Here is a 26,695-nt window from a genome sequence, read left to right on the forward strand (position 1 = left end):
CAGACATGACCCAGCCCACCCCCCGCGCGGCCGTCACGGTCACCGGACTGCGCAAGTCCTACGGCGACCACACCGTGTTGGACGGCGTCGACCTGGACATCCCCGCCGGAACGATCTTCTCGCTCCTCGGCCCCAACGGCGCCGGCAAGACCACCGTCGTCAAGATCCTCTCCACCCTGATCGGCGCCGACGGCGGCCGGGCCCGGGTCCTCGGGCACGACCTGGCGACGGAACCCGACGCGGTGCGCGCCGCGATCGGCGTCACCGGGCAGTACTCGGCGGTGGACGGCCTGCTCACCGGCCGGGAGAACCTGATGCTCATGGCGAAGCTGCACCGCCTGGGCCGGGCCCGCGCCCGCCGCCGCACCGCCGAGCTGCTGGAGCGGTTCGACCTGGTCGACGCGGCGGCCAAGCCCGCCTCCACCTACTCCGGGGGCATGCGCCGTCGGCTCGACCTGGCGATGACCCTGGTGGGCGAGCCGCGGCTGATCTTCCTGGACGAGCCGACCACCGGCCTGGACCCGCGCAGCCGCCGGGACATGTGGCAGATCATCCGCGAACTCGTGGCCGGAGGCGTCACCGTCTTCCTCACCACGCAGTACCTGGAGGAGGCCGACCAGCTCGCCGACCGGATCGCGGTCCTGGACCACGGCACGATCGTGGCCGAGGGCACCGCCGCCGAACTCAAGCGGCGCGTCCCCGGCGGCCACGTCCGCCTGCGCTTCACCGAGGCCCACGCGCTGGAGTCGGCGGCCCGGGCCCTGGGCGGCGAGGCCGACCCCGACGCGCTGGTGCTCGACGTGCCCGGCGGGGACGGGATCGCCTCGCTGCGCGAACTCCTGGACCGCCTCGACACCGCGTCGATCACCCCCGAGGAGCTGTCGGTGCACACCCCGGCCCTCGACGACGTCTTTCTCGCGCTCACGGGCCACCGGAGCACGGACGACCACGCACGGAAGGCGAACCGATGACCACCCTTGCCCACGCCGTCGGCGACTCGGCCACGATGGTGGCCCGCCAGCTCCGTCACATGCTGCGCTACCCGTCCATGACGCTGCTCCTGGCCGGGATGCCGATCTTCTTCCTCCTGCTGTTCGTGTACGTCTTCGGGGGCGCCATGGGCCCCGGAACGGACGGCGCCGCCGCCAGCCGCGCCGACTACCTCGACTACATCGCGCCCGGCATCGTGCTGATCGCGGTGACGAGCGCGGCCCAGGGGACGGCCATCTCGGTGGCCATGGACATGACCGAGGGCGTCGTCGCCCGGTTCCGCACCATGGACATCGCCCGGGTCTCGGTCCTGACCGGGCACGTCGTCGGGAGCCTGATCCAGGCGATGCTGTGCGCGGGCCTGGTCGTCGCGGTCGCCCTGCTCATCGGGTTCCGGCCCAGCGCGGGCCCGGCGGAGTGGCTGGCGACCGCCGGCCTGCTGGCGCTGGTCTCGTTCGCCCTCACCTGGCTGTCGGTGGCGCTGGGCCTGGTCGCCAAGACCGTCGAGTCGGCCAGCAACCTGCCCATGCCCCTGGTGTTCCTGCCCTTCCTGGGCAGCGGCTTCGTGCCGACCGAGACGCTGCCGACCGGCCTGCGCTGGTTCGCCGAGTTCCAGCCGTTCACGCCCGTCATCGACACCCTGCGCGGGCTGCTGACGGGGACCGGGATCGGCGACAGCGGGGTCGCGGCGGTCGCCTGGTGCGTCGGCATCGCCCTGGTCTCCTACCTCTGGGCCAGGAAGCTCTACGAGCGCGACCCGTCGGTCTAGGGTGTGTGTGCCGTGGATGCCGCCCGTCGCGAGCGGGGTATGTGTCCGCGGCACACGCCCTAGCTGCAGTTCGTACCGGTCCGGACGACCCATTCGTTCTGGATCGCACCGCCCCAGTCGACGCACTGCCCGGCGGCGGACACGTAGACCGGCCCGGCGTAGGTCTGCCACTGCCCCGCGTCGGTCTGCCAGGACGTGCCGTCGCTGGTCTTGAGCGCGGCGTCCATGGAGATCGCGCTGCCCGTCCGGTCCCGGACGGTGACCACGCAGTTCTGGCCGTTCGCGTCGTTGTAGGTGAGGAAGACGGTGCCGCCCGGGACGGCCGCCTGGTTCACCACGCCGTATCCGCTCCCGCACCGGCCGCCGTAGCTCGCGGCGGAGGCGGGGGCCGGGGCGGCGACCGCCGCGGTCGCGGCGAGGGCCAGCCCGGCGGCGGCCCCGCGCATGAGGGTCCTGTGCATTGCTCTCCTGTCCGTTCTGTCGGTCCCGTCCGTGCGCGCTCCCCCGCCTACCACGGCGGGGTCCCGGAGCCGCTGGCGCGGTGCCGCTCGACCAGGCGGGTGATGGTGATCGTGCCGTCGTCGGCCGTGGTGTAGGTGACCTGCGCCTCGATGGTGCGGCCACCGCTGTTGACGTAGCCGGTCAGCGCCTGGGGGCTGGAGGAGACCGTCCCGGAGGCCCCGTCGGCGACCTCTCCGCCCTGGCTCTGGCAGAAGCTCCAGGCGCACGTCACGTCGGCCCCGTCGAGCACGGCGTACCGGGCGGAACCGCCCTCCGGCTGGAAGGCGACCACGTGGTCGCCGGAGGGGCGCTCGCCGCCGGCGCTCACCCCGGAGCCGACCGTGGCCGTCGCGGTGGTCGTCTCCCCGCCGCCGCCGGAGTCCTCGGCCTCGTCCTCCTCACCCTCGGAGGGGTCGTCGGACGGGGAGGCCGACGGGTCCTCGGAGGGCGAGGCGTCCTCGGAGGGCTCCTCGCCCACCGGACCGGGGCGGCGGGTGTCGCCGTCCTCCCCGGCCCCGTCCCCGCCGGTCGGCTGGTCGGGGTCCCCCTCGAACCAGGCGGCGACGGGCAGCGAGTCCCAGTTCCGCGCCACGGCCACGCCGCCGAAGCCCAGGCCCGCGAGGACCACGAGCGCCGCGACTCCGGCGCCGACGAGGCGGAGGACGCGGCGCCCGGCTCCCGAACCCTTCTCCGGCGTCACGGTGAACGCGCGCTCGGGGGCGGTCCGCACCCCGGTCCAGTTGTCGTCGACCAGGGCGGCCATCGCTCCGCCCGCCGCCGAGGCGTCGGGGAGGGGGGCGATCGCGCGCCCGGGGTTGGCGACCGCGATCACACCGTTGACCAGGTCCATCGCGGTCGGGCGGTCCTCCGCCTCCTTGCTCAGGGCGCGGGCTGCCAGCTCGGCGAGGGGGCCGGTGAACCCGGCGGTGTCGGGCTCGCCGCTGATCACCCGGTGCGCCACGGCGGCGGGGTCGCCCGAGCCGAACGGAGGACGGCCGGTCGCGGCGTAGGAGACGAGCGCGCCCCAGGCGAAGACGTCGTCGGCGGTGCTGGCGGGCCTGCCCTGGTAGTGGTCGGGGCTGATCCACCCGGGCGACCCCATGACGGCGCCGGTGCGGGTGAGCGCCGTCTGGTCGACCGCGCGGGCCACACCGAAGTCCAGGACCCGGGGCCCCTCGGGCGAGAGGACGATGTTGGCGGGCTTGAGGTCGCGGTGGATCACCCCGGCGGCGTGGATCTGCGCGAGGGCCTCGGCGACACCGGCGGCCAGCCCGAGGAGGAGCCGTTCGTCCAGGGCCCCGTGTTTGCGCATGTAGGCGCTGAGGGTGAGGCCCCGCACGAGCGGGGTGACCAGCCAGGGGCGTTCGGCGTCGGTGTCGGCCGCGAGCAGCGGCACGGCGCAGGCGCCGCCGACCTGGCGCAGCAGGTCGACCTCACGCCTGAAGCGGGCACGGAACTCGGAGTCGGCGGCGTACTCGGCGTGGATGAGCTTGACGGCGACCAGCTCGCCGAGCTGGTCCTGCGCGGCGTACACGACGCCCATACCGCCCGACCCCAGGCGGGAGACCAGCCGGTAGGGGCCGATCCGGGCCGGGTCGGAGGGCGTCAGGTCGCTGGCCGTCGTGGGCAGGTTGACGGACGAGGGAGTTGCGCTCACTGGGGACGGGTCCTGGTTCGGATGAGGCGAGTGGAGAGGGAAACGGCACCCGGGGCAGGGGTGCGCCGGGAGGGTCGTGCCGGTATTCGGATCGTAGGGCGTTCCGGACCGGCGCCGGTCCGGGAGGGTCGGCCGGTCACGGGTGGGGCACCTTGACCTGCTGGATGCGGCCGTCACCGAGGTGCAGGTAGGCGGTGCCGGGAGTCAGCCGGGGACTGGACACGCCCTTGGGCAGCCGCAGGCCCAGCACCTCGCCGTCGGCCTGGCTCTGCGGCGACAGCAGCGCCCCCACGCGGTTGCGTTTGAGGTGCACGTGCCAGCCGTTGAACCCGCCCTGGAGCGTCTCGTTGGTGCCCGCGGCGACGATGCCCCATCCCGGGCCGACCATGCCGCGGGCGATGCGCGTGAACTCCTTGCCCAGGTCGCTGCTGAGCAGCAGGTCCGCGTCGTCGACCACCACCACCGCCGTGTCCGCCTGGAACCTGCCCAGCGCCTCGTGCAGCTGCGACAGCTTCGGCTCGGCCGCGTCGATGACGGCCCGCACGCCCGGGTGGGTGCGCAGGTCCGTCAGCCGCGACCCGCGCGGGGTGACGAGCAGCAGCTCCGTCCCGGCCGCCAGCAGGGACATGGCCATGGTGGTGAGCATGCTGGAGCGGCCCGACTGCGGCGGTCCGCTGATCAGGAAGGTGGGGACGCGCGAGAGGTCGGCGCTGACCGCGGACAGCTCGTTGCCGCCCACGCCTAGCAGCGCGGAGAGCGGCCGGGCGGGCTCGGTGCGGTACCGGGCCGTGTCCGCGTAGCCGATCCGGTCGGGCAGGACGTCCACGCGGAAGGGCCGCGGCCCGGCCGCGGCCTGGGGGCGGCGGGCCACGTAGTCGGCGATGCGCCCCACCTCCGCCGCCTGCGCGGCGCCCTGGAGGTTCCTGGTCAGGAGCGCGATCTGCACCTCCATGGAGTCGCCCGCGCGGAAGGCCCGGCCGTCCGGGATCTCCTCGGGCAGGTCCCGGTGGTTGATCCCCGCCGCGCCGTAGTCGCCGCGGTCGTTGCAGCGCAGGACCAGCAGTTCCTCGGTGGTGGAGGAGTACTTGGTCCGGGTGAGGACCCGGTCGCCGGTGGCGACGACGTGCAGGCCCACGCCCGCGCCGTCGCGCATGAGGGTGGTGACGTCCTCCACGAGGGCGCCGTAGTTGTACTCGCCGAAGGCCTGCTCGAAGGCGTCCAGGCGGTCGATGAACAGCACGATGTGGGCCGGGCGCTCGGCGGCGGGCAGGGCCGCGCGCAGCTCTTCCAGGTCGGCGGCCCCGTGCGCGGCCAGCAGCTTCTGCCTGCGGTCGAGTTCCTCACCGATCAGACCCAGCAGGCGCACGACCCGCTCGTTCTGGGTGCGCTGGGCGACGGCCCCGCAGTGCGGCAGCCGCTCCAGCGGCAGCAGGGCGCCGTTGCCGCAGTCCAGGCCGTACATGTGCACGTCGGCGGGGTGGTGGGCCAGGGCGAGGGAGGCGGCGATCGTCCGCAGGGTCTGCGAGCGGCCGGAGCGACCGGAGCCCATGACGTGCAGGTGGCCGGTCTTGGCCAGGTCGAGCGTGTACGGGAACTGGCGCTGCTGGGAGGGGACGTCGATCAGTCCGACCGGCGCGGGCCGGATCCGGCCGGGCTCGGCCGCGGGCGGGCGGCCGCGGAGCAGGTCGGACAGGGTGAGCCCGGTGGGCAGCGCGGGCAGCCACGGGCTGGGCTGGCGGCGCGCCCCCATCCGCTCGGCGGCCTCCTTCACGGCGGAGACCAGGACGGTCAGGTCGGTGACCTCGACGTCGCCGGTCTCGGTCTTGGCCTCGGCCACGGTCGGCGCGGGCAGGGCCAGGTCCGACCACTTGACCGGATGGACGACCGGGTCGGAGGCGTCGGCGGCGGCCACGACGCGGCGGCCGCCGACCCGCCCGGACTGGAACGGCAGCAGGGAGGCGTGCCCGAGCCGCGCGTAGGCGCGGCCGGGCGTGTCGATGCCGATGTGCGCGGACTCCTGGGCGTCGATGACGTCGCGGCTCTCGCTCTCGTCGGTCATCCGCAGGGCGATGCGCAGGTTGGTGTTGGCGCGGATGTCGTTGGTGACCACGCCGCCGGGGCGCTGGGTGGCCAGCACCAGGTGGATGCCGAGCGAGCGGCCCCGCTGGGCGATGTTGACCAGACCCTTGACGAAGTCGGGCAGCTCGCGCGCCATGGACGCGAACTCGTCGATGACCAGCATCAGCCGGGGCATCTGCGGCATGCGCGGGTCGCGGTCGAGCAGTTCGAGGTAGTCCTCGATGTCCTTGGCCCCGGCCTTGGCCAGGATGTGCTCGCGGCGGTGCAGTTCGGCGCCGAGGGAGACGAGCGCCCGACCGACCAGGTGGGTGTCCAGGTCGGTGACCATGCCGACGGTGTGCGGCAGGTCGACGCAGTCCTTGAACGCGCTGCCGCCCTTGTAGTCGACGAGCACGAAGGACATCGACTCGGGGCGGTTGACCGCCGCCAGCGAGGCCACGAGGGTCTGGAGCAGCTCGGATTTACCGGAACCGGTGGTACCGGCGATGAGCGCGTGCGGGCCGTCGCGGCGGACGTCCACGGCGAAGGGGCCGTCCAGGCCCAGGCCGAGGGTGGCGACGGTGCTGCGGCCGCCGCCCGTCCAGTGCGCGGCGATGGCCTCGCCGGTCGGCGGCTCCAGGCCGATGACGTCGAGCAGCCGGGCGCTGCGCGGCAGGGAGCCGCCGCCCTCGCCGACACTGCTGTCGCGCATGGGGGCCAGGGCGCGGCCCAGGCGGTCGGCCCACGCGGCGGAGGGGACGTCGGGGCGCACGTCCTCGACGTTGTCGTAGGAGGTCCGGCGCAGCCGCATGCCGTGCGGGGTGATGCTGACGACCGCCTGGCACTCCTCGGGCAGCAGGCGCTCGTCGGCGTCCAGGCACAGCACGTAGATCCCGACCTCGGGCCCCTCGCGCAGCAGCTGCACCACGCCCGGGAGGGAGCGGATGCGGCGGGCGCCGTCGAGCACGACCACGATCGCGGGATCGTCCCCCGCCCCGTCGCGGCGCGCCTTGCTGCGCGACTCCAGGATGACGAGGAGTTCGGAGATGCGGCGGGCGCAGGTGGTGGCGTCGATGCCCATCCGGCTCAGGGAGAGCTGCGGCGTCTCCGAGCGCAGGTGCGGCAGGTAGCGGGTCCACCGCCAGCGGTTGTGGTCGCCCTCCATGGACAGCAGGTACAGGTGCAGCTCGGCCGGGCTGTGCAGGGCGGTGAGCTGGGCGACGAGCCAGCGCTCCAGGGCCTGGGCGCCCTCGCCGCCGCCGGCCACGCCGACGACGCCGTTGTCCTTCACCGACACGCTCACGGGCACGTCGCGCATGTCCCACGTGACGTCCCTGCGGTGCTCGTCCTTGGTCGGGTCGGTGAGCACCACCTGGGAGGGGATGCTCCCGGTGCCCACGCGCAGCTGGGTGAAGTCGTCGTCGGTCTGGCGCCGCTCCCACAGGCGCGAGCGCGGGCCGGTCGCCGACAGGAGGACGGCGGCGGGGTCGGGGCAGGTGTCGCGGAAGCGGCGCTGCTCGGCGACGAGGGCGTCGCGGGCGTCCTTGGTGACGCGTTCGGTCTTCTCCTCGAACTCCGCGAGCTGCTTCTCGTAGCGCACCTTGCTGGTGCGGCGCTGCATGATCTGGGTGAAGGCCACCGAGACCGGCGCGAGCAGGCCGAAGAGCAGCATCTGCGGGCGGTTCATGACGAGCGCGCCGCCGACCGCCATGGTGATCGGGATGAGGATCATCAGGAGCAGCTGCGCGATCGGCCGGTCCGGCGGCTCGGGCGGGCTGGGCAGCTTGAACTTCGTCTTGGTCGGGGCGGGGTGCAGCCGGGGCGGCCGGTTGTAGTCCAGTCCGGTCCCGTCCTCGGAGGGCACCACGGAGGCGTCCGCCCGGTGGTTGGGCCACACCTCGAACAGGGTGCCGCCGAGCGTGAGCTGCTCGCCCCGCGGCCACTCGGCGCCGGGCGCGACGGGGTCGCCCTCCAGCGCGCACCCGGAGCCGCCGCTCGTGGACAGGATGGTGACGGTGCCGTCGGGCATGACCCGGATCCGCGCCCAGTACCCGTCGGCGTCCACGGTCAGGACGGCGACCTCGTCGTCCCCGACCACGTAGTCGCCCGGGTCCAGGCGCGCGACGCGTCCGGCGTCGGGCCCGGAGACCACCCGGACCTCCACCACACCGGGCGGCTCCCCCTTGACCTCGGCCGGCGCGCCCACCCCGATGACCGAGCCGTCCAGGACACCGGCCTCGGCCAGGGTCGTCCCCGGTGCGAGCGGCCGGTCCCCGACGAAGAGCGGCACCTCCTGCCCCGGGGCACGGGGGACGGTGCGCACGACGGGGTCGATCACCTCGGCCAGCTGGTGCACCGTGGCGCCCGGGTCGGCGTCGACGAGGACGTCCAACCGCAGCGCGGAGGAGGCCACGGGGGCCGAGCCGTCCGGCCCGTGCCCGGACGGGCCGGTGGCGGGTGTCGCGGTGAAGAGGAGGCGCACGGTGGGTACCGCTCCTGGTCGTTCGTCGTCGGGGGATGGAGGTGGGGGCGGTCCGCGACCGCCCCCGTCCACGTGTCGCGTCGGCGGGGTCAGCCGTTGCGGAGGCCCTCACCGAGCTTGTCGTCGGTCTCGCTGAAGGTGGTGCCGACCTGCTTGACGTACTTGGCGATGCCCTCCAGGCCCTGGTTCACGCTCTCGAACCCGGACTGGAACTCCTCGAAGAACGGGCGGAAGTGCTTCTCCGCCGCGGGGGTGCTGTACCCGTCGGCGATGAGGCCGTCGATGCGGCCCTTGATGCCCTCCATCCGCTCCTGGAACTCGTTGAAGTCCTGGGTGAGGGAGCCCGAGGCCTCTTCGGTCTTGTCGCTGTCGACGTTGTACGCGGGCATGTGTCTCTCCTCGTGTGTCGGATCTCGTACCGGACGGGGTCCGTCGGACCGGCCGGTTCCCCGGCGTGGACCGCGGCGCGCCCGCGCCGCTCCATTGTCGTGGATGTGGGGGTGAACGTGGTCAACGGACCCGATCACCATCGGGTTTCCCCAGGTCAGGACTTCGGCGCCGATTCCTCCCAGAACCGGGCGGTACCGGTGATGGCGTCGAAGAGGTCCAGGACGTCCTCGGCCTCCCGGGAGTTGGGGCTGGTGCAGCTGACCATGAGGCGCTTGTCCAGGCCGGGGACCTCGAACGCGGTGTGCGTCACGACCGACCGGACGATGGCGTCGTCCATGTCGTGGTCGGTGACGCCGAACACGCGACCGCACAGCCCGAGCCCGGTGTGGGACAGGTCGGCGGCCACCGTGCGCAGCCAGGTGCCCTCGCGGGCGGTCGCGGAGCCCGAGTAGACGTTCTCGACCATGCGGACGGGCTCCAGGGCCTGGTCCCCGCGCCCGGAGGGGAAGACGAAGACGCACACGGTCGCCATGAAGAAGCCGTCGTCGTACTCCTCGAAGACCCCGGCGGCGGACAGCAGACCGGCCCCGACGGCGTCATTGGTGACCCGGGCGATGTCGCTGAACAGCTCGTTGAGGGCGCTCATCTCCTCGGGCCGGTTGCCATACTGCTCCACGGCCTGGGCGCGCATCCGGGCGAGCGCGTCGCCGGAGAGGTCGTACTGCTGCCAGTGACCGGGGATGTCGAGGTCGAACCCGATCACGTACTCCGGGACGTCCTCCTCGAAGAGGTAGGGCATGGCGGTGTGTCTCCTCGTCGCTGCCGCGCCGTCAGACGGCGACCGAGTTGGGGCCCGGGGGCGGCGTGTCGTTCTTGTTCGTCGAGAGGCTCTTGCCCAGCTCCTCGTCGGCCTCCTCGAAGGTGTCGATGACCGGTGTGAGGGCCTGGAGCAGGGCGCCGAGGTCCTCGGCCTGGCGCTCGTAGTTCTTCTTGCAGTCCTTGCCGTACTCCCTGGCCTTGTCGACCACCTTGTCGGGGCCGATGTCCTCCGCCTTGTCCTCGGGGCTCTCGACGTCCTCGTTGGCGAAGGCGTTCTGGATGCGGATGAGGGACCGCTCCATCTCGCGCAGCGCGTCGACGTCGATCTTGACGATCCTGGCCACGTGTCCTCCTTCCTCGGGTACCGGTCGTTCCTAACTCCGGTCGGTCAGTCCGTCCCAGGCTTCTTCCGGGGTGCGGTGGGTGATCTCCTCGTGCAGCTCGTCGTGCTCCTGCTGCAGGGACTGCTTCCGCTGCTCCAGGTCCTTCATCTGGTTCAGGGTCTCCGAGTGGAGGGCCTCGAGTCGGGCCAGCGCCTCCGGGTTCTCGCCGGTCTCCCTCACTCTCTCGATCGTCCTCTCGATCTCCGGGACCAACTCCCCCTCGAGGTAGTCGAGTTCGTTCTCGACCCGGGACAGATCGTCGCTGACGGCGTCCCGCTCTTCTGCGGTGTCGGTCTGGTCCCCGTGGTACTCGCCCACGTAGTCGTCGCGCCACATGTTGCGCGCCGCCTGGTGGGCCATCTCGTTGGTGAAGGCCACGGAACTGGACGGCAGGTCCGAGGTGTCGCCGAGTCGGCCCTCGGACAGCCCCTTGGGCACCGCCGTCCCCATCTGCGCGACCGCCTGGACGAAGTCGGCGGTCTGGAGGCCCTCGGCGGATCCCTCCATCCAGAAGGCCTCGGCGACCAGACCGCCGGTGACGTTGAGGGAGTTCTTGACGAGGGTGTCGAGCATGTGCGTGATCGAGTCCCGGAGGGAGTCGCGCTGCGGACGCACCGACGTGTCGCCGCTCCCCGGGTCGCCGTCGCTCCGCCGGTCGCCGGAGGAGGCGTCGTCGGCGCCCGAACGGGGGGCGTCGCCGTCGGTGTCCGGCCGTGTGCCGGAGTCGGACTCCGGACGCGCGGTCGGGATGTCGACGGTCTGGCGGTCGCCGTCCGGGGAGGTGACCCTGACCTGGTCCTCGGTGATCCGCAGGTCGGGGCGGCCGTCGCCGCCGTTCACGCGCACACCGCGCCGACCGTCGCTGACCGTCGTCCCGTTCCCGTCGGAGACCTCGCTGCGGCCCGACCGCGTCTGGGTGCCGTTGACGTCGCCCGTGCGGAACTCGACCTCGTCGGGGGAGCGCACGCTGATCTCGTTGCTCCCGGTGCGGGAGGTACCGGCCATGCCGCCCTCGGGGGTGGCCGTCACACGCCAGCCCGGCGGGACGCGCCCCGCGTCCCCGGCTGTCTCGCCCATACGGAGCGGGACGGTCTCGGGGGTGTCCGGGCTCGGTCCGCGCACGCTGGTGCCCCCGGGGCCCACGTCGATCGTGCGCCCGTCGTTCCGGACGGTCTGGTTCGACCCGGACGGGACGTCCGCGGTGACCTCGTTGCCCGAGGTGCGGACGGTGACGCCGGAGTCCGTGGAGACGTGGCCCTCGGCGCCCGTGTGCCCGGCGACGGGACCGCCCGACGTGGTCCTCGTCTCCGCGCTCCCGAATCCGTCGGATCTGACCTCCGTGCGCAGCGATCCGTCGCCGACGTGGGAGCCCCGCTCGGTGCTGCCCGCGTGGACGCCGCCGGGGGCGTGCGCCGTCACTCCGTCCGGACCGGAGCCGATCCGGTGCAGGTCGGTGGACATCTCGGAGGAGCCGTCGGGGTTCCGGGTGACCTGGAGCCGGTCGCCCCTGGCGTCCGGGGGAGCGCTGACCGAGACCCCGCCGTCGCGCGAGGTGCTGACGGACCAGCCCTGCGGGGTGTCCACGCTCACCATCGGGTCCGCGTTCGAGGTGACCGTGATCAGGTTCCCGCCCATGTGCATGGTGAACGAGTCCGGCTCCTCGGCCCCGTGCGCGGACGGCCCGTCCGTCCTCGGGTTCGGGCGCAGCGACGGGTACTCGCCCAGGGACCGCCCGTCCATGGTGTAGGAGCGCGCCGAGCCGTCCGCACCGCGGACCTCGATCGTGTCCGGCGCACGCGTCCCGGTCACCGGATCCACCCCTCCCGGGCGGATCCACACACCGGAACCGTCCGGGTTCACGACCTGGCCCGGCCAGGTCCGGGTGTCGCCGATCTGGACGTGGCCGTCCGCGGTCTGGGTCGCGCGCGGGACCGACGTGGGGTTGTCGGTCAGGATGTCACCGCTGCCGTCCTCGCGGACCCGCGCCCCGGAGCCCGCACCGGTCGCCGTGCCCAGGCCGTCGCGGCTCCGCCACATGTCGACGCCCCGGGACTCGTCGGTGACGCGGACCGTGTGCTGGCCCGCCTCGACCCGCGTACCGCCCGAGTCCAGGGTGGCGGTGCCGGTTCCCCGGTCGTAGCCGTGCGTGGCGCCGTCCCCGGTGTCGACGCGGTAGCCGTCGGCGCCGACCTCCGTGGTCCGCCCGGACCGGGGGTCGGTCACGGTCGTACGGGGTGTGGCGCCGGGCTCGCCCCCGGGACGGCTGACCCGCGGACCGTCGTCGAAGCGCAGGTCGACGGGGTCGTCGCCCTGGTGCGCGATCCGGGCGGCGCCGTCACGGGACTGGCTGACCGTGAGGCCGTCGTCCGTGCGGATGGCGGTGCCGTCGCCGTCGCGGGAGACGGTGACGTCGCCGTCGCGGGTCGGCACGCTCACCTGGCCGTCGCGGTAGGAGGGTCCGCGCTCGCCGTTGGGCCCGGTCAGCTCGACGGTGCCGGGTCGGCCGCGATCGCCGCTGGAGACGTCGACCGAGGCGCCGTCCGCGTTCGTGACCTGGAAGCCGCCGTCGGTGCGTCGCACCGAGGTGCCGTTGACGGTCACGTCGTCGGGGCTGACGTTCATCGTGTAGTCGCCGTCGCCCGCGGGGTAGCGGTAGGTGACGTTCGGCTGACCGTCGGGGCCCTCGGCGGTGCGGTACTCACCGCGGGCGCCGTGGACGTCGATCCGGTCCCCGGCGGGGGTCGGGGTGGCGGCGGTGGGCGCGTCCGTGGTCGGGGCGCCCGGCGCGGGTGTTCCCGAGCCGTCGGGAGCGGGTGCCGGGTCGTCGGCGTGGTTCCGCGCGTCACCCGAGGTCCGGGGGGTCGGGGAGGCCGTGTCCTCGGAAGCGTCGGCGGCACGCCGGCCGGACGAGTCCAGGTCCGGGTCCTCGATCCGGTTCTGCGAGCGCGTGGGGAGGTCCCCACCGCCGCTGCCCGCCGGGGCGTTCCTGGTCACGGCCACGCCGCCCTCGCCCAGGTCGTCGTACCGGTCGGGGTCGGGTGCGTCGGGCATGCGCGGCCGCGCGGTGTCACCGAAGCCGGAACCCGGGTCACCGTCCGTCCGGGAGGAGGAACCGTCGCCGCCGGACTGGCTGGACGAGGTGTCGCCGCCCGACGGGACGGAACCCGTGTCGCCGCCGGTGTGGGTCGGTCCGGTGTCCCCGCCGCTCTGGGCCGGAGCGGCGGCGGGGGCCTGCGTGGCCTGCGGGTCGCCGTCCGTCCGGGCCGGAGCCGTGCCGCCGGTGTCCGCCGGCGGAGTCGAGCCGTCCCCGGAGCCCGGCGCGGCCGGGTCGCCCGCGTTCGACGGGCCCGGGCCGCCCTCGGAGCGCGGCGGACCCGCGTCGTTCCCGCCCCCGCCGTCGGTGGAGCCGTCGCCGCCGCCGGAACCCGCTCCGCGCCCCGAAGTGGTGTCCACGTCGACGTCGGGGATGCCGTCGCCACCGCTCGTACTCGTGCCCGTGACCGCGGGCGCGCCGGTACCGCCCGATCGGCTCAGGTCGAACTCCGCCTTACCGGCGCTGAACCCGGCGGCGGGAAAGTTGGTCGCGGCGGCGCCGACGAGCTCGTTCTTGAGGCTGATGTCCTCCCAGCTCGTCCCCCCGGCCATCTGGACCGCGATCGAGGAGCCCATGCCGACCGCGGTGTCCTTCGTGCCGGTGGCGACGAAGTCCACGCCCACCCGACCCGCTCGGGTCCGCTGGGCCGCCCTGATCGGCGTCGACATCGTCTGGACCGCCCGGCTGTTGCGGACGGCGGTGGTGGTGTTCCTGACGCCCTGGCGCAGGGGACCCGCGACGCGGCTGGCGACCGGGAGCCTGGAGACGGCCCGGCCGCCGCGCAGGAGCACACCGCCCGGGATCAGCGACATGGCGTCGAGGCCGAGGGTGAGGACGGTCTCCATGTTGAAGCCGAGCTTGCCCTCGCGGTGCAGCGTGGCGGCGCTGATGGAGAGCGCGGCGATGGCGAGCGCGATGCCGAGCCCGGGGATGAAGATCGCGGCGATACCGGCGACCACCATGATCGCCGCGTAGATGAGGGGGTTCTCCTCCACCCACGTGACGATCGCGTCCAGCCAGCCCCACAGCTTGTTCGGGTCGCCCTGCTTGGCGTCCTCCAGGGCGTTCTTGGCGGTCTCGGCGGCCTCGTCGAGGTCGTCGGTGACCCGCCTGAGCCGCTGGACGTACTCCTCGCGCAGCGGGTCGTCCCCGCCCTCGCCGTCCGCCCACGTGTCCCGCTCGTCGGCCGCAAGTCCGTCGTAGGCGCCCGCCGCGAGACGGGCGACGGTCTCGCTGTTGCTCCTCGCGGTGTCCAGGGCCTCCGCCCACACCTCCAGGGCCTTGTAGCCCTTCTCGTAGGCGGTGTGCGCCTTGTCCAGGTGCGAGGGGAGCTCCTCGACGAGCTCCTTGAGCGCCTTGATCGTCTCGCCCTCGCCCAGCTCGTCCCCCTTGAGCCTGCGCAGGTCGGTGGCGGCCTGGTCGGCGGCGTCCGCCAACCGCTCGTAGAACCGCTTGAGGGACCGGGCATCGTAGCTGGTCCACGGGACCGGGTCCCCGGGTTGGTCGAGGAGGTTCCAGCGGAGGTGATCGCGGGGGTACTTCGCCACGTTCCGTGACACTCGCTTTCCGGGGTCGGGCACGGCGCGGTTCGAGGGAGGACACACGGGACCGGGTGTGACGCGCCGGGGGACGTTCGAGGGCCAGTGCCTCGGAAGGGGGTGCGAATTCGACATCATAGACTCACACGCCCCGGAGTGAACAGACGCCTCCGGAGCGAGCGGAGTTCCGCGAACCCGGCGGAATCTTCCGGGCGGCCTCCTCGAAACCCCTGACCAACGACGTCATCCACAGGAGAGAGCAGTGACCCTGATCGCGGCGGCACGACCCCCGGCGCCTCCGTCGGCCACCACGCGGGCGCTGCGCGGCGTCTCGGCCCTCGTCACCGGTACCGCCCTCGCCTCGGTCCTCCTCGCGGCGGTCACGGACCCCGCGTACGCGGACACGACCGGCACCGGGGCGGCGACCTACGACATCTGCCCGGAGGTGTACTACTACGTCGTCCCCGAGGGCTCCCCGGGGCTGGAGGCCGTCGCCGACCTGATCCTGGGCGACCCCGAACGCGCCGACGAGATCTACGAGCTCAACGCCGGGCGCGCCCAGGCCGACGGCGGCGCCCTCGGGGAGGACCGCGCGGTCCGCCCCGAATGGCGGCTCGTGGTCCCCTTCGACTCCGGCGGCGAGGGTGTCTACGCGGGCCGCGACCCCCTGTGCGTCGTCGCCGTCGACCAGGCCAACGCCCTGGGCGTCGCCCCGCCGAGCCCGCCCCCGCCGCCGCCCGCCTACACCCCTCCGCCCTCCGAGGAGCCCACGGAGGAGGTGACCGACCTCACCCCCGAGGAGGACGAGCAGCGGATCGACCCCAAGCTCCTCGGCGCGGGCGCGGCCGGGCTGGTCCTGCTGACCCTGCTCACGCTCTTCTGGCAGCCGGTCCTCTCCGCCGCCGCCTGGCCGTTCCGCAGGCTCGCCGCGCTGCCGTGGCGCAAGCCGAAGAAGCCCCGCGCCGCCCGGGCGGCCTCCGCCGCCAAGGAGCGCCGCGCCGCGACCGAGATGATCGCCGCGGACCCGGACGCCGCCAGCCGCGCGGGAGCGGCCCACGCCGACCTGCTCGCCGCCGCGACGGACGGCCCCGTCCGCCCCGTCGCCCTGCTGACCTCGTCCACGGAGACCACCGCCGTCGTACCCGCCGGATCGACGCCGCCGTCGACGTCCTGGCGGGTCGTGGACGCCACGACCTGGCGCCAGGGCGGCGGTCGCGGTCCGGCCACGCCCGTCCACTTCGGCACGGCCACGCTGGCCTCCGTGGGGAGGGCGGTCCAGGGTGTGCTGGTGTGCCTGGGCAGGCAGCGGGACACGGACAGGCTCGTCCACCTCGATTTCACCCGCATGCGCGGCCTGCTGGCGGTCGGCGGCGACGAACGGCTGGCGGCGGACACGGTGCGCGTGGTCGCGGACCAGCTGCACGCCGCCGGACTGACCGTCCGTGTGCTCAAGCCCGGCCGCCCGCTGCACGCGCTGATCCCGAACACCATCCCGACCGTGGTCGCGCCCGACCCCGTCCAGGGGGTGGAGCCCGGCCCCGAGCGGCCCGAGGCGGTGTTCGTGCCGCGAGCGCTCGGCCCCGCCGACGAGCACGTCCTGACCCACCTGCCGCCGCACGTGATCGTGGTCGCCGCCGGTACCTCGCGTACCGCCCGCTGGCAGTGGGAGGCGCACGAGGACGGCACGGTGGACACCGGGGCGCTCGGGCTCAGGGTCGTCGTCCGGTTGCCCGAGCGGCGGTCCTGACCGCTCAGCGGGGGAGGTGCGGCGGAACGGACCGGTCGCGCGGAGCGGGGTGTCAGCTGGGCTCGTCGGTGGGGTCGCCCGAGGCGGTGGGCTCGCCCGACGCGCCGTCGGCGGGCTCCGCCGAGGGCTCCTCGTCCGGCCGCGGACCGAAGACGAAGCGCTGCCGGTCCCACACGAGGATGGCGTGTCCGCTGTCGTTGACCGCCTCCACGTACGCGGACAGGTCGTCGGCGACGACGTCCATCGTCTCCGCGTCCAGGACCAGCTGTTCGTCCGCGCCGTCGTTGGTGCGGGAGTCGGCGTAGACGAGGCCCTCGTGCGCGAAGGCGGGGGAGATCGACACGTCGTCCTCCTCCAGCCCCCACAGCACCTCGCCCTCCGCGAGGTCGACGGCGACGAGGGTCGCCTCCCCGCTCGCCTGGGGCAGCAGGAGGGTGCCCGTGACGTCGTCGTGGAGGCTGCCCGCCGCCTCCGCCGGGTCGAAGGGCTCGCCGACGGGGTTGGGGCCGGGCTCCTCCAGGGCCCACAGGAGCTCGCCGTCGCCGCGGTCGTAGGCGGCGAGCGTGGACGGCTCCTCACGACCCGCCCAGCGCACGACCAGGACGTCCGTGCCGGGCTCGGCGCCCCCCGCGCTCTCGTCCGCCTCCTCGGGCAGCGTGTACAGGCCGAGGACGCTCGGGACCGGGACCGGGGCCGAGGCGGGCCGCCCCAGGTCCTCGTCGACGCCGCTGACCGACCACAGCTCCGCGCCGGGCGCGTCCTCGTCCAGCGAGGCGGCGCGCAGGACGGGGCCGCCGGAGGCCACCAGCACCCCGCCGTCCCAGGCGGCGACGGGGACCCCCGCCACGGGCACGTCCTCGTCCGCCCGCTCGCCGCCCTCCTCCGGTTCGCCGGCGGGCTCCCCGTCCGGATCGGCCGAGGGATCCCCGTCCGCCTGCGTCGGCGCGTCGAACGTGTACTCCCACAGGGTCCCGCCGTCGGTGTCCAGGACCGCGTAGTCGCCCTCGGGGGCGTCGAAGCTCCACTCGTCGGGGTACCGGACGGCGACGCCGTCGAGGTAGGTGTCGCCCTCCTCGTCGGCCTCCCACACGCGTTCCCCGAGGGCGTCCAGCACGAAGGGGCCGTCGTCGTCCGTCATCCGCATGACCGTCGCGCCCGACAGGTCGGTGTCGAAGCCCCGGAACCGCGCCTCGCCCTCCCAGAGCGTCTGCCCGGTGGCGGCGTCGTGCAGCAGGTGGCGGTCGGCGCCGCCCGAGCTGATGAGGAAGGCCGCGCCGACGGGGCTGATCCGCACGCCCAGGGGGTCGTCCATGATCTCGTGGACGTCCGCCTCGTCGCCGTGCAGGAAGCGCAGGACGGCGCCGTCGATCCCCGGCGGCGCCTCCCCGTCGAAGGCGGTCGGGAGCGGTGAGGGCGCGCCCTCGGGTTCCGGCGTGGGCCGACCCTCGGGTTCGGGGTCGGCGGTGCACCCCGCGGCCAACAGCACCGCGAGACCACAGGACAGCACCTGGGGCACGCGTGGGCTGCGCATGGACGGTGACTCCCCACGAACGATGACGTATACGGCAAATCCTAGGTCGGGCCCCGGCACGGCGGCACGGGCGGGTGTCCACTCGTTACGGAGGTGTGAGCGTCGGGCACCGCCCGTGGCGTGCGCCTCGCGGTCAGCGCGCCGCGGGGTCGTCGGCGCCGGGCTCCACCTCGACCACCGTGCTGCCCCGGACCTCGTACTCCGCTCTGCCGCCCGTCAGTTCGGCCAGGCGGACGCCGAAGTCGGACAGGTCGGACTCGGGCAGGGCCACCTCGATCCGGACCCGGTCCTCGTAGGCGACGTCGCGCACGACCAGCGACGAGTCGCGCAGGTCGCTCTCCAACCGACCGCCGAGCACGTAGTCGGCGAACACGTCCACGACCAGCAGCCGCCGCCGTTCCAGGACGCCGAACTCGTCCACGGCGGCGGACACGGCGTTCCCGTAGGCGCGGATGAGGCCGCCCGCGCCGAGCTTCACCCCGCCGAAGTAGCGGGTGACGACCGCGACCGTGTCGGTGAGGCGGCGGTGCCGCAGGACCTCCAGCATGGGCACGCCGGCCGTGCCGCCGGGCTCGCCGTCGTCGCTGGAGCGCTGGACGCCGCCGTCCTCGCCGAGCACGTAGGCGGTGCAGTTGTGGTTGGCGTTCCAGTGCTCCTTGCGCCGCTCGGCGATGAAGTCGCGGGCGGCCTCCTCGCTGTCCACCCTGGCCAGCGCGCAGATGAACCGGGACTTCCGGATCTCGGTCTCGACCTCTCCGCTGGTCCTGATCGTTCTCATAACGCCTGTTCAGTAGGGGTCTAGGGTCTTGGGGTGTTGGTCTTGACTCGGGTTCGCTTCGGTTGTCTGGGGGTAGCGTGCTGACTTCGTGCTGACCCTCTCACAGCCTCGGGAACCCCTTCGGCAAGGCTCTCTGAGCAGTCAGGAGGCCCTGTCTCGGACCAAGGTCCGGGATGGGGTCTCTCGCATGTCCGGGAACCGTGTCAGCACCACCCAGCACGGGGCAGGCACGCCAACCGCTACGACCCACAGTAAGGCCCCTTACCTTGCCCGACCCCCTCTGTGGCTCCCAGGGCCTCTCAGAAGTGGCAACAGGCGGTGTTGCCAGTAAGGCCCTCCTGCCTACAGTGCGCCCTGTGCGCTGCTCTGCTGCCCCTGTGCACTCCACACACGCTCACGCTGTCTTGTCGCTGGTTCTCACTGACTCCTGTTGAGTCCACAGCTTCCAGCACTGAACACCTGTTGACCTTGCGTCCTTGAATGCTTCCACTCGACAGCCACGCTCTAACGTGGCTTCTCACGGTCCATCTATCCGTGTTCACTCCTCAGGAGAAGAACAGGCGCAAGAAGACCGTCTATGCAGACAAGAAGACATCTCCAAGGAGAACACCACATGTTCTTAAGAACCCTTGGAAGAGTGTTTCTTAACCTTGCCCTCACAAGGGGATGATATGGAAGGCGTCAGACTCAAGCTGAGATCTAGGAGCCATGAGGAGAAGAACAAGAACACCAGGAAAGAGAGATATCGAATAAGGCTCTTCTGCAAACCTGGGGTAACACCTATAAGAAAACTTCTCAGACCCCGCCGGGGGCTGGGTTCTGTCTCCGTATACGGGTCTGGGGATTTTCGTGTTCCACAGAGTTCCATGTGTGATGACCTGCACACATGCCTTGCCACAAGGGTAGAAAAGTTGGGGTTAGATGCAGAAAACCCACCAAGGGGACGGTGCCAAGGTGGGCATTCATGCTGAGAGGGTGAAACCGTGGACTAGAGTCGCTCGTCCTTGACTTCATGGAGGAAGTTCGTCCACTCGGGAGAGTTGAAGCTGAGGTGTCCCAGCTCCCTATTCTGGGTATCCCGAATCAGAACACTGTGGGGGCCTTCTTTGACCTCCACGCAGCTAGTGTCGTTCTGGCTGTAGCTGGACTTGTGCCACTCGTTCACAGTGATTCCTTTAGCTTGTTCAATTTCTGTAGGGAGTCAGCAGGTGACAAGGCCCACATCTGGAGCTTATTATACGCGATCTCCAGTCGGCGTACGTAATGGGCTTCGTCTGTGATGTCTTCTCCCGTGGCGTGCTCGCAGCACAATAGGGGACTTCGGTCATTAATGTATATGAGTCGAAAGGCTCCTACTGTCCAAGTGAAGTCCTTGAGTCCAAGGGGAAGGATTTGGACAGCTATCCCCTCGGCCTGTGACTCCTTACTCAAGACATCAAATTGTTCCGCCATCACCTCAGGTCCGCCTACTGGCTGAGTCAAGGTGAACTCAGGGATGATGACGTTCAGCATTAGACCGTTTCCTGTGCGAAGACGCTTGCGCCAAGATTGTCGCGCTGAGACGATCTTTTTCATACCGGCTTCATCTGTGGCCGGAATGGTATCTGATATGAGAGCTCGTGCGTAGCCTTCGGTCTGAAAAAACCCAGGAACAACGAACGGATGGAAGAAGCGAATCTCTTCGGCTTCCTTCTCATACTCGCCAGACTGTTCGTACCAACCTGACCCACTCTCAGAGCGTTCCACATCACGCCACATCCTGAGCAAGGCCCCGTTTGTACCAAAGGCGGAGTCCATCGCTTCCACGATGCCCTGTTTGGGTGGTCGGACGGCGCGCTCAACCTTGCTGTGGTAGGTGGCTGAGTAGTTGGTCAACTTGGCTAGACGCTGGAGAGACCAGCCCTCTTGCCTGCGCAAACTCTTGACGTGGTTTCCAAAACTGACCCATGCGGGTTGCTTCTGGTCCGCCATGTGCCAAGTGTGGCACGGTCCTGGTACACGCTTGTACTCGATAAGACCATTCGTAATCGTTCTGTATCCCACCTTCCAGGGGCTCTAGGCAGGTGGCAGCCTCAACGCCATGACCAGTACAAGCCCGCTGAAGGAAAGTGTGACGCCCGGGGATATCCGACATTGGCAGCTTCTTAAGTTGAAAGAGTTGCAAACGGGACTTATGGGGCGTCAGGTGATCGCTGTTGTCCGCACCCAGGGCCTCAACGCCCTTGAGTCCGACAACTCCAAGGACTGGCAGGCCGGGGAACCCCCGGAACTGCATGTGTCCATTCCGGGAACCAAGAGCCCTGTTGTTGTCAGGGTGTCGGAAGACCTCTATGTGTGGCAGCGCGCGAACGGGGAAGAGCGCGCCTGTCCGGTGGTCCTCTACTCCAAGGCCCTTGAGATGGTCATCTACACGGTGAACGTGTCATGAAAGATCCCGAGAGATTAGAAAGCCATAGGCGGTCAGGGTGATTCAGGTCATGACTGGAATGCTGTCGTTGTGAACTTCAAGTAAGAGAGGTCGTTATGAATCCCAGAGATCCTAGGGAAGCTTCTCTTTCCTGGCTCCGTGAGGAGCTGGCCAAGCTTGGAGTTCAGAGCTACATCATTCCGGCGAACGGGACTCATGGGCCAAGTCTTCATTGTGGCTGGGGGGAAGGAATGGTGACCGTGAACATGTGCTACGGAAACTACCTCTTCCTTGGCTCCTCGCGGCAATGGGTGAAGGTTTCCGGGAACCGGCCTCAAGACTGTGCAGCAAAGATCATCGGGAAGGAAGAAACCCATGGCCTTGGGCAGTAGATTTCGAACTCTGGTCCTGCAACCCACGACCCTTTGCAACCTGAACTGCGAATACTGCTACATCAGGGCCAGCGAGAGGAAGACTCGCCGGGAGATGGCTCTTCCCGTTGTAGAGGCCCTTGCAGCCAGTGTTGCGGAACAAGGGGAATCGGTGGATCTGGTCTGGCATGGTGGTGAACCCCTTACGGTTCGTCTTGAACACTTTTCCAAGATGTGCGATATTTTCGAGCCCTTGAGGCGAGAAGGGAAGGTCACTCACTTCGTGCAGACCAACGCCACCACGATTGACGACAGGTGGTGTGGGTTCTTCCAACGGTACGGTTTCAACGTGGGCGTCAGTCTTGATGGTCCTGCTGTCGCCAACTCCCAAAGGGTGGATTGGTCGGGAAGGGAAACCTTCACTCGGACCATGCGAGGAATCAACACCCTCAAGCGCAACGGCTTGGGTTTCTCCGTGATCTGTGTTGTCACCAGGGAAACAGTGAAAAACCCTGACTCCCTCTTTGAGTTCTTCGAGGGCCTGGACGCTGAAAGCGTCGGCTTCAACATCGAGGAAGAAGAGGGATCGAACAACGATCGCGAGACAGCCCCATTGGATGAAGTACGGGCGTTCTGGCGTGCGCTGTTCGACAGGATCAACAGCAGTAGCCCTCTACATTCCCGAGAGGTCCGAAGGCTGTTCGGCTATCTGTCCGACGTCAAGGCCGGGAACAAGCAGCGGTGGACTTCCGCGAAGATCGATCCCATACCCACCGTGTCATGGGATGGGAACGTTGTTCTTCTCTCCCCTGAACTCCTCGGAGTGAAAGCACCCAAGTACGGTGACTTCATCGTGGGAAACGTTCTGAGGGAGAGCATTTCCAACATGCTCGGCAGGGCACACACGGTTCCCTATATCCAAGAGTTTATTTCAGGCGTGCAGAACTGTCGGGAGTCCTGCGACTTCTTCACGTTCTGCCAGGGGGGACAAGCCGGTAACCGCTATTTCGAGTTGGAGGACTTCACCGCAACCGAGACCAACTATTGCAGGCAGAGCAAGCAACAGCTTGTGCTTGCCCTGAACGATCACGTGAAGGAGAACAATGAACGTCCTTGAGGGCCTAGAGACCAGCGAGCGTGTGACCACGCTCCTCGGTACGGTGGGCGTGGTGCCCCTGGTTGACTGCAAGTTCGACAACCGCGACACCTGGGACAAGCGCGGTCGCAACTGGGACAACCGCTCTGACTGGGACAACTGGGACAAGAAGAAGTAGGGAACAGTCATGGAAACCAAGGAAGTCCGAGGGGCCAAGGTCCTTCTCCCCAGCGAGGATGAGACCCCCGTGTCCTCGTGGCCCTTCGGTACGCCCTTGGAGGGCGAGAAGGTCAGTAACACGGAGTTCCGTGGGGTTGACCTCTCGTCCCACAGGTGGGAACAGGTCGAACTCTCCCGTCTGGTGTTCGCTGACTCCCGGATGATGGGGCTCACGATGGAAGACGTGACCCTCTCGGATGTGCTGTTTCAGGGATGCCAGTTCGACTATGCCACCCTGAACAGGCTTCGTGCTAAGGGAAGTGTTGCCTTCGTGAACTGTCGGTTCCGAGAAGCGATCTTCACGGGTGGAGATCTGGGTTCCACCGTGTTCGATGACTGCTCGCTCAGTGGCGTTGAGTTCGATTCCGTCAAGATGGCGGGAACGGACATCCGGGAATGTGAGGTCTCCGGAATCATCGGTGTCTCATCTCTCAAGGGGGCACACGTGGCCCCGAGCCAACTCCCGGAACTGTTTGACGCTTTCGCCAAGGATCTAGGACTCAAGGTGTCCGAGATCTGACAAACCGGGGGAGAGGGAAACGGCGGCTCCCTGGCGTCCGTCCTGTAGCTGGGGAGTCGCCTTCTCAATATCCGAAGGGGCGTCATAATATGACGCCCCTTGGGTCCACAAACATCTAAGGGTGTAACTGATGCGTACACCCTCTCTGATACCGTGTCCATGACAACTACACAAGAACGGCCCTGCCGAGTGCGCCAACACTCAACAGGGCCTGACTCTCAACCTGCCGTTACCAGGAAGAAGAGCTATGTCCGACCTTATCAGTCGTGCGCTGTCCGCGTTCGTCGCTGGACTGCTGTCCCTGGCCTACCCGGGCCTGTCCGTGGAGGGCCTGACAGCCTCTCAGGAGGCTTCCGCGAGGGAAGACCTCTCCCCGGCCTCCCCAGTGCCTCACGGGGCCTCTGAGTGCCCCTCATGCGCTACCCGGAAGAGGTCTACCCGTGTCCGGTCCTACTCCCGGCCCGTGAGGGCTCCCTACGCCTTCGGCTCTATGGAGTGGTGGGAGGCACACAACGCTTCCAAGCAACCCCGGGCGTTCATCATCAACGACCGGCCATATCGGCAATACGTCTCATAGGTCCTGAGACACCAGAGAGGCCCTGACAGTTGGCGCTGTCGGGGCCTCTTTCTGCTTTCTTGCCCGGATATGTGAGATAAATAGCAGGTCAGAGGGGGTGAACGAATCGTTCGCTCTTCTTTCAAGGGTGCGGGGTTGCAGGGATAGGCGTCATTACTAGTGACGCCTGTTCCAAGCTTCTCTTTCTCGCTCTAACCTCTGTCGCTTGGCCTCTAGGTCCTGAAACGCCTCTGTCTCTTCCGCTAGCTGGTCCAGGTGCTCTGTGCTGACGTCCTTGCAGCGGCAACGGAGTGAGGATGCTCGGAGATGTGGAACTGGAGGTTCCATGACACGGCCATCTCAACATGGCCGTGTCTATCAGGACTCGGAGACCTCAAGTCGGAGAGTCCATATAAAACAACACGGCCAGGGTAGACCCCTGGCCGTATGTGTTAATAACTTACTTAGCGCTTGGAGCTTGAGGCTCCAAGCTAAATAATCCTTACTTACTCCTTCCTGCTTAGACACCGCTACACGGTGGACTCCGCAACCATCGTGCACCCCCAGCAGATGCAGCCCGCCTCATGTGTGCACACATTCCGGTCGGTCTCTGCTTCTTCCCCGCCTTCCCCAACCTGTAGAGCTGAGAGAGCCTTCCTGAGCGGGGCCTCTCCGAGGTCGACCACGTCAACGACTTCCGGGGCCAGAGATTCTGTGAGCGCCCGGAAACCATCGTTCTTCGTCCCTGCAAGCTCATCCACAAGAACACATGGAACCGAGAGCGCCAAGCGTGGCGCACGACCTTTCTTTCCTCGCTGCGTCAAGACCCCGGATTCTAGAAGGATGTCGAGTTGCCCATAGAGATTGTGGCCGTTTCCACTGAACCCTAGATCTTGGGCGATTCTGGTAACCCCGACTTGGGATAGGTTGCTTCTCCCATTGATGTACCACGAAATCGCAGTGCTCAAATGCAATGCGTTGCGCGTGCAATCTTCCCCATTGAGTAAGCCTCTTGGCTTCTTGAACTCCTTGAATACCATCCTCTGCCACAGGACGACCGCATCTGCATACGCTATTTCTAGTATCCTTCTTGGCTGGACTTCCATGGCTTCCCCTCTCTAGTAGCTCACTCGGTTGGCCTCTAGCCAGTTCTCAATGTCACGTTCCCGAAACCTGAGATGTTTTCCGACCTTGATGGGCTTGAGCCCCCAGATCCGCCAGCGCTCATAGATGCTCTGCTTCGGAACGCTCAGGTACTCGGCCAGCTCTACCGGGGACATCAGTCGGTTGCTGCCGCCACTCGCCACGCACTCACCCTCTGTTCTCTTATCAACCTGCACATGACCCCACCCAAGGATCGTGTGCACTCTAGCTATGAGACATGGAACCTGTCAAGCACCATGTGCTATGGTCGATGCATGAACTACCACGAACTAGACCCGAGTGCCTACGGCTGGGAGCTTCCGGCAGGTTGGAAGCTGTACGCCTACGAGCCAGGGGGAGAGCCCGCCATCCTCAAGGCCACCTACGAACTCACAGAGGGCTGCGTGGCAGTGGTGGAGGCTCACGTACACGCCCCGTACAACGGACCTACCCGCGTCACCCTGTTGGCGGAGAGCGAGGACGCCGCCAACCAGAGCGACGGCATCACGACGGAGATGATGAGGTCTGTCCCCCTCGGGGAGGCTCGGAAGGTCATCACCTACTGGGTCAACCGCATCCGTTCGGAACTCAGCCCCGAGAGCCTTCCCGCGCCCCTTCCGGAACGCATCTCAACGCCTGAGGACTACGCGCGCGTCGCCAGCGAATACGTCCGCTTGGTGAACTCCAACGAACGTCGCCCCATTGAAGTCATGGCCCAAGCCTGGGGCGTGTCCAAGAACACGGCCAGCTCTCGCCTTCGCCGGGCGAGGGAAAAGGGCTATCTGATCCAGATGGAACACAGTCAGAATCGACTGTCAGCGATTCTTTCCGAGAAGGCAGAAGAGATCCTGACCAGACTCAACAAGGAAGGCCGCTAAGTTGGCGAAGCTTCTCAAGAAGTGCGACTGTGCCGACGGCGCGAAGACTGACAGAGGCAAAGAACGGAAGTGGGACAAGTGCCCGCACTCCTGGAAAGTCCGTTACCGGACTTCCGGGGGCAGGCAGGGCAGACAGCGTGAGCAGTCCTTCAATCCGGACGAGAAGCAGAAGGCCAAGGACTACGCGCTCAAGATTGAGCATGACAAGCGCGCCCACCTGGACGCCTTCGTCGATCCCAAGGCCGGTAGCATCACTTTCCGAAAGTACTCGGACAAGTGGCTCACACAGATCGATGTCTCCTACCGAACAAGGAAGACGTATCGAAGCTACCTGACCAAGCACATCTATCCGGAGATCGGTGATGCCCCCATCTCCTCTCTGAAACGGGAAAGACTCAAGGATCTGCTCTGGGGGCTTGATCTGTCGGGAACCACGGTCAAGCACATTCATCAGACCCTTTCAGGGGTCTTCTCCGAGGCCGTGAAGGACAAGCGGATCTCAGAATCCCCCGTCCGGGGGATGAGGCTTCCTGATGTGGATGTGCATGAGATCTGGGTCCCGGAGACGTACCAGGTGGAAGCCCTTTACAAGGTGATGCCGGACTACCTGAAGGTACTCATCCCCCTCATGGCTGGTTGCGGCCTCCGCATCAGTGAGGCCCTGGCGGTCAATCAGGGCCCCGGAGTTCTCGCGCTTCAAATCCATACGGGCTGAGCTCGGGTGATGCCGTGGAGTTCGAGGACCTTGTCCGGGTTCGTGTGGGCTCT

Annotated in this window: 22 protein-coding genes; 9 read left to right on the forward strand and 13 right to left on the reverse strand. The window is 68.8% G+C overall.

Annotation, left to right across the window (positions count from 1 at the left end; genetic code table 11):
- Positions 1–5 precede the first annotated feature (5 nt).
- Positions 6–971: an ATP-binding cassette domain-containing protein gene (locus AB0I72_RS04055; protein ID WP_358562709.1), complete on the forward strand. Its 966-nt coding sequence runs from the start codon at positions 6–8 to the stop codon at positions 969–971.
- The gene (locus AB0I72_RS04060; protein WP_358562711.1) at positions 968–1,759 is read left to right on the forward strand and encodes an ABC transporter permease; all 792 of its coding nucleotides are present in this window, start codon (positions 968–970) and stop codon (positions 1,757–1,759) included. Before AB0I72_RS04055 ends, AB0I72_RS04060 begins: the two co-directional genes overlap by 4 nt.
- A 59-nt stretch (positions 1,760–1,818) precedes the next feature.
- On the opposite strand, the gene AB0I72_RS04065 is transcribed toward AB0I72_RS04060, so the two are convergent.
- From AB0I72_RS04065 to AB0I72_RS04095, 7 genes are all read right to left on the reverse strand, one after another.
- Complete coding sequence (locus AB0I72_RS04065) at positions 1,819–2,220, reverse strand: spore-associated protein A (RefSeq protein WP_358562713.1); 402 nt, start codon at positions 2,218–2,220, stop codon at positions 1,819–1,821.
- A 47-nt stretch (positions 2,221–2,267) separates the two neighbouring features.
- Positions 2,268–3,917 carry a serine/threonine-protein kinase gene (locus AB0I72_RS04070; RefSeq protein ID WP_358562715.1) on the reverse strand — a complete coding sequence of 550 codons (1,650 nt, stop codon included), beginning with the start codon at positions 3,915–3,917 and terminating at the stop codon, positions 2,268–2,270.
- A 136-nt stretch (positions 3,918–4,053) separates the two neighbouring features.
- A complete protein-coding gene (locus tag AB0I72_RS04075; RefSeq protein WP_358562717.1) occupies positions 4,054–8,457 on the reverse strand; it encodes an FtsK/SpoIIIE domain-containing protein in 4,404 nt (1,467 codons plus the stop codon).
- A gap of 89 nt (positions 8,458–8,546) precedes the next feature.
- Positions 8,547–8,846 carry a WXG100 family type VII secretion target gene (locus AB0I72_RS04080; protein WP_358562719.1) on the reverse strand — a complete coding sequence of 100 codons (300 nt, stop codon included), beginning with the start codon at positions 8,844–8,846 and terminating at the stop codon, positions 8,547–8,549.
- Between the two features lie 155 nt (positions 8,847–9,001).
- Complete coding sequence (locus AB0I72_RS04085; RefSeq protein WP_358562721.1) at positions 9,002–9,646, reverse strand: hypothetical protein; 645 nt, start codon at positions 9,644–9,646, stop codon at positions 9,002–9,004.
- Positions 9,647–9,677: 31 nt separating this feature from the next.
- Positions 9,678–10,010 (reverse strand): hypothetical protein, encoded by a 333-nt coding sequence (locus AB0I72_RS04090; protein ID WP_358562723.1) that lies wholly within the window; start codon positions 10,008–10,010, stop codon positions 9,678–9,680.
- A gap of 30 nt (positions 10,011–10,040) precedes the next feature.
- Positions 10,041–14,690, reverse strand: coding sequence for a hypothetical protein (locus AB0I72_RS04095; RefSeq protein WP_358562725.1), 4,650 nt, complete (start codon positions 14,688–14,690; stop codon positions 10,041–10,043).
- Positions 14,691–14,943: 253 nt separating this feature from the next.
- Between AB0I72_RS04095 and AB0I72_RS04100 the strand changes: the two genes are divergently transcribed.
- Positions 14,944–16,428 carry a hypothetical protein gene (locus AB0I72_RS04100; RefSeq protein ID WP_358562727.1) on the forward strand — a complete coding sequence of 495 codons (1,485 nt, stop codon included), beginning with the start codon at positions 14,944–14,946 and terminating at the stop codon, positions 16,426–16,428.
- 52 nt (positions 16,429–16,480) lie between these two features.
- Here AB0I72_RS04100 and AB0I72_RS04105 read toward each other — a convergent pair whose 3' ends face one another.
- From AB0I72_RS04105 to AB0I72_RS04120, 4 genes are all read right to left on the reverse strand, one after another.
- Positions 16,481–17,959, reverse strand: a complete 1,479-nt coding sequence (locus tag AB0I72_RS04105) for a PQQ-binding-like beta-propeller repeat protein (RefSeq protein ID WP_358562729.1) — start codon at positions 17,957–17,959, stop codon at positions 16,481–16,483.
- A 133-nt stretch (positions 17,960–18,092) separates the two neighbouring features.
- The gene (locus AB0I72_RS04110) at positions 18,093–18,737 is read right to left on the reverse strand and encodes a YigZ family protein (protein WP_358562731.1); all 645 of its coding nucleotides are present in this window, start codon (positions 18,735–18,737) and stop codon (positions 18,093–18,095) included.
- Positions 18,738–19,725: 988 nt separating this feature from the next.
- Positions 19,726–19,902, reverse strand: a complete 177-nt coding sequence (locus AB0I72_RS04115; RefSeq protein ID WP_358562733.1) for a DUF397 domain-containing protein — start codon at positions 19,900–19,902, stop codon at positions 19,726–19,728.
- Entirely contained in the window at positions 19,899–20,708 is an 810-nt protein-coding gene (locus AB0I72_RS04120; RefSeq protein WP_358562734.1) for a helix-turn-helix transcriptional regulator, read from the reverse strand. Before AB0I72_RS04120 ends, AB0I72_RS04115 begins: the two co-directional genes overlap by 4 nt.
- A 109-nt stretch (positions 20,709–20,817) precedes the next feature.
- On the opposite strand from AB0I72_RS04120, the gene AB0I72_RS04125 reads away from it, so the two are divergent.
- The 4 genes from AB0I72_RS04125 to AB0I72_RS04140 all read left to right on the forward strand — a co-directional run bounded on the left by AB0I72_RS04125 (position 20,818) and on the right by AB0I72_RS04140 (position 23,350).
- Positions 20,818–21,165 (forward strand): hypothetical protein, encoded by a 348-nt coding sequence (locus AB0I72_RS04125; protein ID WP_358562736.1) that lies wholly within the window; start codon positions 20,818–20,820, stop codon positions 21,163–21,165.
- 354 nt (positions 21,166–21,519) lie between these two features.
- Positions 21,520–22,632: a cyclophane-forming radical SAM peptide maturase AmcB gene (amcB, locus tag AB0I72_RS04130; RefSeq protein ID WP_358562738.1), complete on the forward strand. Its 1,113-nt coding sequence runs from the start codon at positions 21,520–21,522 to the stop codon at positions 22,630–22,632.
- A complete protein-coding gene (gene amcA / locus AB0I72_RS04135; RefSeq protein ID WP_358562740.1) occupies positions 22,619–22,789 on the forward strand; it encodes a multiple cyclophane-containing RiPP AmcA in 171 nt (56 codons plus the stop codon). The genes amcB and amcA overlap by 14 nt, the downstream gene beginning before the upstream one ends.
- Positions 22,790–22,798: 9 nt before the next feature.
- On the forward strand, positions 22,799–23,350 hold the full coding sequence (locus AB0I72_RS04140; RefSeq protein WP_358562742.1) for a pentapeptide repeat-containing protein: 552 nt from the start codon (positions 22,799–22,801) through the stop codon (positions 23,348–23,350).
- A 1,086-nt stretch (positions 23,351–24,436) separates the two neighbouring features.
- Here the strand turns inward: AB0I72_RS04140 and AB0I72_RS04145 are convergent.
- Both AB0I72_RS04145 and AB0I72_RS04150 read right to left on the reverse strand, forming a co-directional pair.
- Positions 24,437–25,012, reverse strand: coding sequence for a hypothetical protein (locus AB0I72_RS04145; RefSeq protein WP_358562744.1), 576 nt, complete (start codon positions 25,010–25,012; stop codon positions 24,437–24,439).
- Positions 25,013–25,024: 12 nt separating this feature from the next.
- On the reverse strand, positions 25,025–25,186 hold the full coding sequence (locus tag AB0I72_RS04150) for a helix-turn-helix domain-containing protein (RefSeq protein ID WP_075927379.1): 162 nt from the start codon (positions 25,184–25,186) through the stop codon (positions 25,025–25,027).
- Positions 25,187–25,324: 138 nt separating this feature from the next.
- On the opposite strand from AB0I72_RS04150, the gene AB0I72_RS04155 reads away from it, so the two are divergent.
- On the forward strand, positions 25,325–25,927 hold the full coding sequence (locus AB0I72_RS04155) for a hypothetical protein (protein WP_358562746.1): 603 nt from the start codon (positions 25,325–25,327) through the stop codon (positions 25,925–25,927).
- Position 25,928: 1 nt separating this feature from the next.
- Positions 25,929–26,642, forward strand: coding sequence for a hypothetical protein (locus tag AB0I72_RS04160; RefSeq protein WP_358562748.1), 714 nt, complete (start codon positions 25,929–25,931; stop codon positions 26,640–26,642).
- The last annotated feature ends 53 nt before the right edge of the window (positions 26,643–26,695 follow it).

It is taken from the genome of Nocardiopsis sp. NPDC049922, assembly GCF_040660275.1.
Lineage (GTDB): Bacteria > Actinomycetota > Actinomycetes > Streptosporangiales > Streptosporangiaceae > Nocardiopsis.

What these genes read in the sequence shown, in the direction of transcription:
- AB0I72_RS04080 (WP_358562719.1), bottom strand. Translation starts at nt 8,846, where the DNA reads ATGCCCGCGTACAACGTCGACAGCGACAAGACCGAAGAGGCCTCGGGC.
- AB0I72_RS04085 (WP_358562721.1), bottom strand. Translation starts at nt 9,646, where the DNA reads ATGCCCTACCTCTTCGAGGAGGACGTCCCGGAGTACGTGATCGGGTTC.
- amcA (WP_358562740.1), top strand. Translation starts at nt 22,619, where the DNA reads ATGAACGTCCTTGAGGGCCTAGAGACCAGCGAGCGTGTGACCACGCTC.
- AB0I72_RS04155 (WP_358562746.1), top strand. Translation starts at nt 25,325, where the DNA reads ATGAACTACCACGAACTAGACCCGAGTGCCTACGGCTGGGAGCTTCCG.
- AB0I72_RS04065 (WP_358562713.1), bottom strand. Translation starts at nt 2,220, where the DNA reads ATGCACAGGACCCTCATGCGCGGGGCCGCCGCCGGGCTGGCCCTCGCC.
- AB0I72_RS04060 (WP_358562711.1), top strand. Translation starts at nt 968, where the DNA reads ATGACCACCCTTGCCCACGCCGTCGGCGACTCGGCCACGATGGTGGCC.
- AB0I72_RS04140 (WP_358562742.1), top strand. Translation starts at nt 22,799, where the DNA reads ATGGAAACCAAGGAAGTCCGAGGGGCCAAGGTCCTTCTCCCCAGCGAG.
- AB0I72_RS04120 (WP_358562734.1), bottom strand. Translation starts at nt 20,708, where the DNA reads ATGGCGGACCAGAAGCAACCCGCATGGGTCAGTTTTGGAAACCACGTC.
- AB0I72_RS04125 (WP_358562736.1), top strand. Translation starts at nt 20,818, where the DNA reads ATGACCAGTACAAGCCCGCTGAAGGAAAGTGTGACGCCCGGGGATATC.
- AB0I72_RS04110 (WP_358562731.1), bottom strand. Translation starts at nt 18,737, where the DNA reads ATGAGAACGATCAGGACCAGCGGAGAGGTCGAGACCGAGATCCGGAAG.
- AB0I72_RS04145 (WP_358562744.1), bottom strand. Translation starts at nt 25,012, where the DNA reads ATGGAAGTCCAGCCAAGAAGGATACTAGAAATAGCGTATGCAGATGCG.
- AB0I72_RS04150 (WP_075927379.1), bottom strand. Translation starts at nt 25,186, where the DNA reads ATGTCCCCGGTAGAGCTGGCCGAGTACCTGAGCGTTCCGAAGCAGAGC.
- AB0I72_RS04055 (WP_358562709.1), top strand. Translation starts at nt 6, where the DNA reads ATGACCCAGCCCACCCCCCGCGCGGCCGTCACGGTCACCGGACTGCGC.
- AB0I72_RS04105 (WP_358562729.1), bottom strand. Translation starts at nt 17,959, where the DNA reads ATGCGCAGCCCACGCGTGCCCCAGGTGCTGTCCTGTGGTCTCGCGGTG.
- amcB (WP_358562738.1), top strand. Translation starts at nt 21,520, where the DNA reads ATGGCCTTGGGCAGTAGATTTCGAACTCTGGTCCTGCAACCCACGACC.